Raw genomic sequence first — 6,784 nt, 5'->3', positions numbered from 1 at the left:
CAATTGAAATAAGGACTGGGGACCCTGTGGTTGTTTCTTAGTCTTTATGGTATCCTTTATCCACTCACCATTATCATTTCTTAGCCAGTTTCCATCCTTATCCACCTTCCACTCCACACCTTCATCGGATACTCCAATAATTTTTCCTACAGCCTTTTCAAATTTTTTATCTTTAATCTTACCCATATCCTTCTTTTCTTTTAATGCCTGATACTCTTTAAATGCCTTTTCCAATTTCATTCAATTCACTCCTCTCGTATTCTTTAATGAATTAAAGAATATACCTCTGACTTTTTGACTATGGATATACCCTTCTTGGTTGCCAGCCAAGCCCTTCCTTCATCATCAAAATAAGTAACTTTAACTTCGTTGTCCAGTAAACCATCTTCCATATCCAATACTATAAACTCATCCTCCTCCATAATACATAATCCGTTGTATTCAGTTCCTATCCACATATAAGCATCATCAATATTTAAACTTCTCGGCTTGCTTCCATATTTTCCCCATTCTTTTATAATTGTATATTCAAGCCCTATACCTTCTTCTGAAGGTTTAAAGACTGCAAACCCGCCTGTATCATAAAACCCTGTTGCAATATAAATTAAATCTTCATTTTCCATCCCCGAAACAATATAGTTGTGAGGAAGTCCATTGTCCTTATCGAAATACGACCATTTTCCATCCTTTAAATAGCTGATGCCATCATATCGGGAGCCATAATGTCCAAATATCATACCGCCATATTCATCTTCCATTATTAAAAACACAATTTTGAAAGCCAGTCCGTCATCAGTAGTTATTTCTTCCCATTCATTATCTGTTTTCTTTAGAACACCTTCATAGGTTCCCGCCCATATTGTATCTTTACTATCAATCATCATGGTATTTACCCTAATGTCGGATACTCCTGAAGTTTCATCAAGAATTTTAGTGAAATTATTACCATCGTAAACAGTTATTCCACTATCATGTCCAATATACAAATTGTCTCCATAGACCAAAAGGTCTTTTACCAAAAATATATCTTCATTATCAAGCTTCTTGCTTTCAAAATTTTCAGGATCTATTTCAAATACTCCTTCAAGACACCCCGCGTAGATTTTGCCCTTATAGTTAACAATATCATTTACTGCATTTTCTTCAAGGATATTGTTAATCTCGATTGAGGCATCTTTATTTGTCCCTGTACAAGAAGTTAAAATCATAACAAATACTATCAAAATAGCAGGAAAAATTATTTTATATCTTTCTTTCATTCAATACCCCTTTTTCAAGTTCGAATATTTTATCTGAAAAACTTATATTTTCATCAAGATTGTGACTGGCAATAAGAATAGTAAGGTTTGTATCCTCCTGTATCCTTGTTATCATATCCATTATGTCTTTTTTTGTTTCGCTGTCAAGATCTGAAAAGGGTTCATCCATAAGGAGAAGTTCTGCCCCGCAACATATTGCTCTTGCAATTGATACTCTCTTGCCTTCACCTTTAGATACCTCATTTGGATATTTATCCATAATACTATTTATTCCAAAGACTTCAATAATTTCATTCATTCTTTCAGTCCATCCATTTTTCAATCCATAACCAATGTTTTCTTTCATTGTCATAAAAGGCCATAGACAGGAGTCCTGAGCTACCCATCCTATATTTCTCTTTGAAGGTTCAAGAAAAACTTTGTTACTGCTGACATCAATGCCATTTATTACTATATCTCCAGATTTGATTCGTTCAAATCCTGCTATTGCATTTATCAGCGTAGTTTTTCCAACACCGGATTTACCCATTATGGAAAACACATCACCCTTTTCCATTACAAGACTCAGACCATTTAATACACTATGATCCATCTTTCTTGAATTACCTTCATAATCCATCTGAATATTTTTGATTCTTAAAATTTCACTCATCTTATATACCTTCTCTTTCTATTGACTATATATATGAAGACAGACGTCAACAACCCAAAAAACAATATTATTATTAATCCCAAAGCTGAAATTCTGCTTCCACTTCCATAATGAAGATAACTGTATATTTTAAGAGCAACCAACTGCTTACCCGGAGGTATCAGTAAAATCGAAGATGAAATCTCTCCAAACACATATGAGAATCCAAAGAAGAAAGCTCCTGCTATATGCAATCCTCTCATTGGTATTTCAACCTTTAATATGCGATGCCATAAACTTTTTTGATAAATTTTTCCACATCTTATAAGGTCTCTGTTTTCAGTATCAAAACATGCTTTTAACACAAGATAAACAACAGGAATTGATTTGACCGTATTTGAATATATAAGCAACATATCCCTATTTAATAAATAACCATAAGAATTTGATTTTATAAAAATTCCTATGATACTTATTCCTACTAAAGAGCCTGAAAGAAGAAGCGGAGAAAGCAGTGCAATACTTGCAAATAAAGAAGTATTGAGCTTATTTGCCATTAATACCAAAAGTACTGAAATAGCTGTAGCCAAAACTGATATATATATTGAATACAAAATCGCATCAATATTTTCATAAAAAGTATCAACCACCATATTAATATTGCCAATGTTTTTAAAATTCATAACCATTACTGCAACAAGAGATGCTGCCAAAGCAAGAGCAATAACTTCCATTAACCTGCTTTTGTTACCAAGCTTCAGATTATAGTTTCTTAGAATTGATGACCCCTTGAATTCATAAGACATTTTCCTGTAATTTAAAAACATAATGATAAATGCCGTTAAATTCAGAGCAATAAGAGGTAAGGACAAGACTATTACTTCACCAATATCAGCCCCTGATGAATATGATGTGAATATTTCAAAACTATAGGTTTTAAGCTGAAACAATGAAGGTACACTAAAATCAGAGGATGAAAGGATAAATACAAAAGACATGGCACCAAGCAAGTATGGTTTAAGCATATTGAGTATTATCTTGTAAAATACAACGTCATCATTTCTATATATTCTACCCATTTTAACATAATCATTGTCAATAGAATTCATTCCAAGTAACACAATTGCCATGTTAAGAGGCAAGTAATACATGGAAAGAACAAGACAAGTCTTAATAAATGCAAATTTACCGACACTAAATATTTCAAGCCAGCTCATTGCATGTATATAGGGAGAAATCATATAAAAAGTCAAAAGGAAAACAGCTAGTATAGAAAAGTTTTTCCTCCTTTTAGCTATAAACAAAGACAAGAATAGTCCCAACGTCATGGAAATAAAGGATACCGAAATTCCAAGCCCAGCAGACTTTATTAGCAATATTATCCTTCTAAATGTAAAAACATTGAAAATATTTACATCCGACTTTGTAATATTTAAAAACATAAACAGATAAGGCACAACTGGAACCAGGAAAATCAAATATGATATTGTTTTGATGATTCCCTCTCGTCTTTTACTCATATTAAGGCTACCTTATAATATTTTCCTTTATTTTATTTAGGATATTGCTGCTGTTAGCATATGCTTCCTGGAAATCACATTCAATAAAATTAATTCCACTGTTTTCATCCTGTAATGAAATATCAATGAACCCAATTTCTACAAGTTTATCCACAGTTTTTGGATTTAATAGATAATCTATGAACAATTTTCCCTCTTTTGTGTTGATGCAATCATTTATTAGACCTGTGGTATTGGGAATAAGAAGAGTACCTTCGCCGTCCTGGTCAAGATATAATATTTCCACCGGCTTGCCGTCTCTTAGGGCTCCATAGGCATCATCAGTATCCGTTATCCCAAATGCCACTTCCCCAGATGCAACCAAATCTCTAACCACTGAATTCCCATCAACAATAAGAGTATTATTTTCTATTGCTGAGTTAAAATAATCGATAGTTTCATTTTCTCCCCATTTCTGATTCATAACAAACATATGGGTCATGGCAGTACCAAACAGTGGATAGGCAATTGCCTTTTTATAACTACTGTATTTCTTATCAGTCAAATCATGAACCGAGTCGGGATAAACTCCACTGGCCATACTATCTGTATTAATTATCATGACCCTTGCCCTTCCTCCAAAGCCTGTCCAGTAACCTTTATTATCCTTATAGGAGTCAGGTATACTCAGGCTGTTTTCAGATATATAAGGCTGCAGAATTCCCTCTTCTTCAAGTCTTAAAGTCATAATTATCTCAGAACTCCAGAATACATCGGCCTGGGGATTTTCCTTTTCAGCAATGAGTCTATTTACAAGCCCTGTGGTTTTTGATGCTTCTATGTCATAGACTGGCTTGACTATTATTCCTGTTTCTTTTTCAAAATCATCAAATATCAATTCCGAAACATTCTGATCAACAGATGTATAGACTATTACCACTCCATTTTTATTGACTAGGTCATTATTACAGGAAACAGCTATGATAAACAAGAAAACAACAACTGAAATTCCAATTAATCTCTTAAACATTATTCCTCCAAATATCCATTTTCATTTCATAGATTATATCACAAATAATCATTTGCTTAAAATCAAATTATTTAAAATTTTGCAGAAAATTTTATTGGTTCTACCATTGTTAGCCATACAATGAAATGATATAATAAATAATCAAATATTTGGAGGTTTATACTTATGGTATCAAGTGAAAAAAATTGTAAAATTCATGAAATCAGTGCTCCTGGTTATGAAAACATCATTGGAAAGGTTCTTGTTTCTCCTGCTGAAGGTTGGGACGGATATGTAATGAGGATTTTTGAAGTTGGCGAAGAGGGCTATTCTGGAAAACACAGCCACGAATACCCACATATAGTTTATATTATTGATGGAAAAGGTACTCTCTTTCTTGATGGAAAAGACTATCCTCTAGAAAAAGAGTCATTTATGTTTATTCCTCCAGAAAAGGAACATCAGCTCTTGAACAACGGAAAAGATACATTCAAATTCATGTGCGTCGTACCTGAAAGAGGTCATGTTGGATTCGAAGACTAGATAATTATACTGCAAAACAAAAACCCTGACGATTATGCACCGGCATAATCGTCAGGGTTTTCTTTATATTTAATTATTTCTTACACCATGCATTCCTCAACCTGTATCTCTGGAAATTCTTTCTTGAGTTCCCTTACAATATCATCGTCCAGTCTTGGTGCTACATGGTTTTTAACTATATCCAGAACCTTGTCGTGGGCTCTTTCCTTCATTCCCTTCTGGCCTCCATCGAACCATTCGCCGTAGGACTCTCTTACAGCAAGCTCGGGATAGTAAAGTTCCGTCCTTGCATGTTCACAGGTATGCCTCTGGGTGATGAACTCTCCTCCAGGACCTACCGCCTTTATAACTTCTTCGGCAATTGTCTTTTCATTTACCTCTATTCCTCTCAGTACTCTCAAGACCATGCCGTTTACCTCATTATCCAACACAAGCTGATCTGCTGAGTATGTAAGACTTGAATCAAGCATTCCATTTGTATCATGTATTAGCTGTCCACCTGCCATTGCTCCAAGCATTACCTGCATGGTCTTTTCAACACCGGCCTGGAAGTCGCTTGTTTTTGCTTCCGTAAGACCTGCTGTGGAATAAAGTGGAAGATTATAATATGCTGCCATCTGTGCAAGGGCGGCATTCATCATTCCATTTTCAACTGCACCGAATGAGAATCTTGAAGTTCTCATGTCCGCAACATTTGGAACTACAGTATAAAAAGCAGGTGCACCCTGTTTTATAACCTGTGGAAAAAATACATTGAAGAGGGACTCCGCATTTGCCTGGGCCACCAATCCTGCCAATGTCATAGGTGCATTGAGCCCTGCAGTAGGACAGGTATCAAGATATACCGGAACTCCAGCTTTTACATATTTTATAACCTTGTCAACATACGTTGGCTCGAATTTCAACGGGCTGATTGTGCACACTATCATTGAGAAGAAAGGTCTTTTCCTGAAATTCTCCTCTCCTCCAGCAATGATATGTCCCATTTTTATTATCTTATCAGGATCATCATACATTCCTACCATAAGATGCTTATCAGTATTGTTGGTTGTTGCAAATATTCTGTTGAGATCTAGATTTCCCATCGCTATATCATTTGGCATACATGGAGTATCCATTAAATGAACATTTTCAAGGGCATCAGTAATCTTCGCCATCATTGCAAGGTCTTTTAGTGTTGAATCTCTTCTTTCTCCCGTTTCTATATCGTAAATCTTGATGGATCCTCCACCACCGTCGAAATGAACCCTGTTTGGCTCAATTATTACATCCCTTTTCTTGGACCTTCCACAGAGCCTTATCCTGGCAGGAGCCATCTTTACATAATCCATAAGTACATTTTCAGGTATCTTTGCTATCTTCTTTTCATAATCTATGATGCATCCTACTTCCTCAAGCATCTTCAATGCACCTTCGTGCTCAATCATGTAACCAGCCTCTTCAAGAATCCTAATTGAAGCTCCGCTGATAGCTTGAATGTCTCCTTGTGACAAGGGCCTGTAATAATTTGATGCAACTCCACATAATGGCATTTCTGTATCCTCCAAAAAACTTTATTTTATATATGAATAAAGCAATTTCCGTGCCAATTATGTGGCAGGGATCATTTCATATGCCACGGACAGGCAATAATCAGAAAAATCCATAAAAAAAAGATATCCTAGGACAAACTTTCATAATTTCATCCACAGACACCTAGATTGTTGTTCTTATTTATGAACAGTTGTTCTTATTTGTGCACACGCTACTATGTCGCGTCATCAGTCCTTAATATTGTATCTTTTCATTTTGTTGTAGAAAGCCGTCCTTCCTATCTTAAGCATTTTTGCAGCCCGAGTTCTGT

8 protein-coding genes are annotated in these 6,784 nt (G+C 35.2%); 1 reads left to right on the top strand and 7 read right to left on the bottom strand.

Going from position 1 to position 6,784, the window contains the following annotated elements:
• From AC3AX0_RS05030 to AC3AX0_RS05010, 5 genes are all read right to left on the bottom strand, one after another.
• A partial coding sequence (locus AC3AX0_RS05030; RefSeq protein WP_487549214.1) for a hypothetical protein occupies positions 1-240 on the bottom strand: 240 nt, incomplete at its 3' end.
• A gap of 23 nt (positions 241-263) precedes the next feature.
• A complete protein-coding gene (locus AC3AX0_RS05025; RefSeq protein WP_487549213.1) occupies positions 264-1,259 on the bottom strand; it encodes a hypothetical protein in 996 nt (331 codons plus the stop codon).
• Positions 1,243-1,911 carry an ATP-binding cassette domain-containing protein gene (locus tag AC3AX0_RS05020; RefSeq protein WP_487549212.1) on the bottom strand — a complete coding sequence of 223 codons (669 nt, stop codon included), beginning with the start codon at positions 1,909-1,911 and terminating at the stop codon, positions 1,243-1,245. Before AC3AX0_RS05020 ends, AC3AX0_RS05025 begins: the two co-directional genes overlap by 17 nt.
• The gene (locus AC3AX0_RS05015; protein ID WP_487549211.1) at positions 1,908-3,410 is read right to left on the bottom strand and encodes an ABC transporter permease; all 1,503 of its coding nucleotides are present in this window, start codon (positions 3,408-3,410) and stop codon (positions 1,908-1,910) included. The genes AC3AX0_RS05020 and AC3AX0_RS05015 overlap by 4 nt, the downstream gene beginning before the upstream one ends.
• Before the next feature lie 7 nt (positions 3,411-3,417).
• Complete coding sequence (locus tag AC3AX0_RS05010) at positions 3,418-4,419, bottom strand: extracellular solute-binding protein (RefSeq protein WP_487549210.1); 1,002 nt, start codon at positions 4,417-4,419, stop codon at positions 3,418-3,420.
• 165 nt (positions 4,420-4,584) lie between these two features.
• Here AC3AX0_RS05010 and AC3AX0_RS05005 point away from each other — a divergent pair, with 165 nt between their 5' ends.
• Entirely contained in the window at positions 4,585-4,941 is a 357-nt protein-coding gene (locus tag AC3AX0_RS05005) for a cupin domain-containing protein (RefSeq protein WP_487549209.1), read from the top strand.
• Between the two features lie 80 nt (positions 4,942-5,021).
• Here the strand turns inward: AC3AX0_RS05005 and AC3AX0_RS05000 are convergent, their stop codons facing one another.
• Positions 5,022-6,473, bottom strand: coding sequence for a trimethylamine methyltransferase family protein (locus AC3AX0_RS05000; RefSeq protein ID WP_487549208.1), 1,452 nt, complete (start codon positions 6,471-6,473; stop codon positions 5,022-5,024).
• A 228-nt stretch (positions 6,474-6,701) separates the two neighbouring features.
• Positions 6,702-6,784 (bottom strand): helix-turn-helix domain-containing protein (locus AC3AX0_RS04995; RefSeq protein ID WP_487549215.1); only part of this gene is annotated, 83 nt, incomplete at its 5' end.

It is taken from the genome of Dethiosulfatibacter sp. (assembly GCF_983023055.1).
The sequence above is the reverse complement of the archived record's forward strand: the minus strand, read 5'-3'. Positions and strand labels throughout refer to the sequence as shown.

What these genes read in the sequence shown, in the direction of transcription:
- AC3AX0_RS05025 (WP_487549213.1), bottom strand. Translation starts at nt 1,259, where the DNA reads ATGAAAGAAAGATATAAAATAATTTTTCCTGCTATTTTGATAGTATTT.
- AC3AX0_RS05020 (WP_487549212.1), bottom strand. Translation starts at nt 1,911, where the DNA reads ATGAGTGAAATTTTAAGAATCAAAAATATTCAGATGGATTATGAAGGT.
- AC3AX0_RS05015 (WP_487549211.1), bottom strand. Translation starts at nt 3,410, where the DNA reads ATGAGTAAAAGACGAGAGGGAATCATCAAAACAATATCATATTTGATT.
- AC3AX0_RS05010 (WP_487549210.1), bottom strand. Translation starts at nt 4,419, where the DNA reads ATGTTTAAGAGATTAATTGGAATTTCAGTTGTTGTTTTCTTGTTTATC.
- AC3AX0_RS05005 (WP_487549209.1), top strand. Translation starts at nt 4,585, where the DNA reads ATGGTATCAAGTGAAAAAAATTGTAAAATTCATGAAATCAGTGCTCCT.
- AC3AX0_RS05000 (WP_487549208.1), bottom strand. Translation starts at nt 6,473, where the DNA reads ATGCCATTATGTGGAGTTGCATCAAATTATTACAGGCCCTTGTCACAA.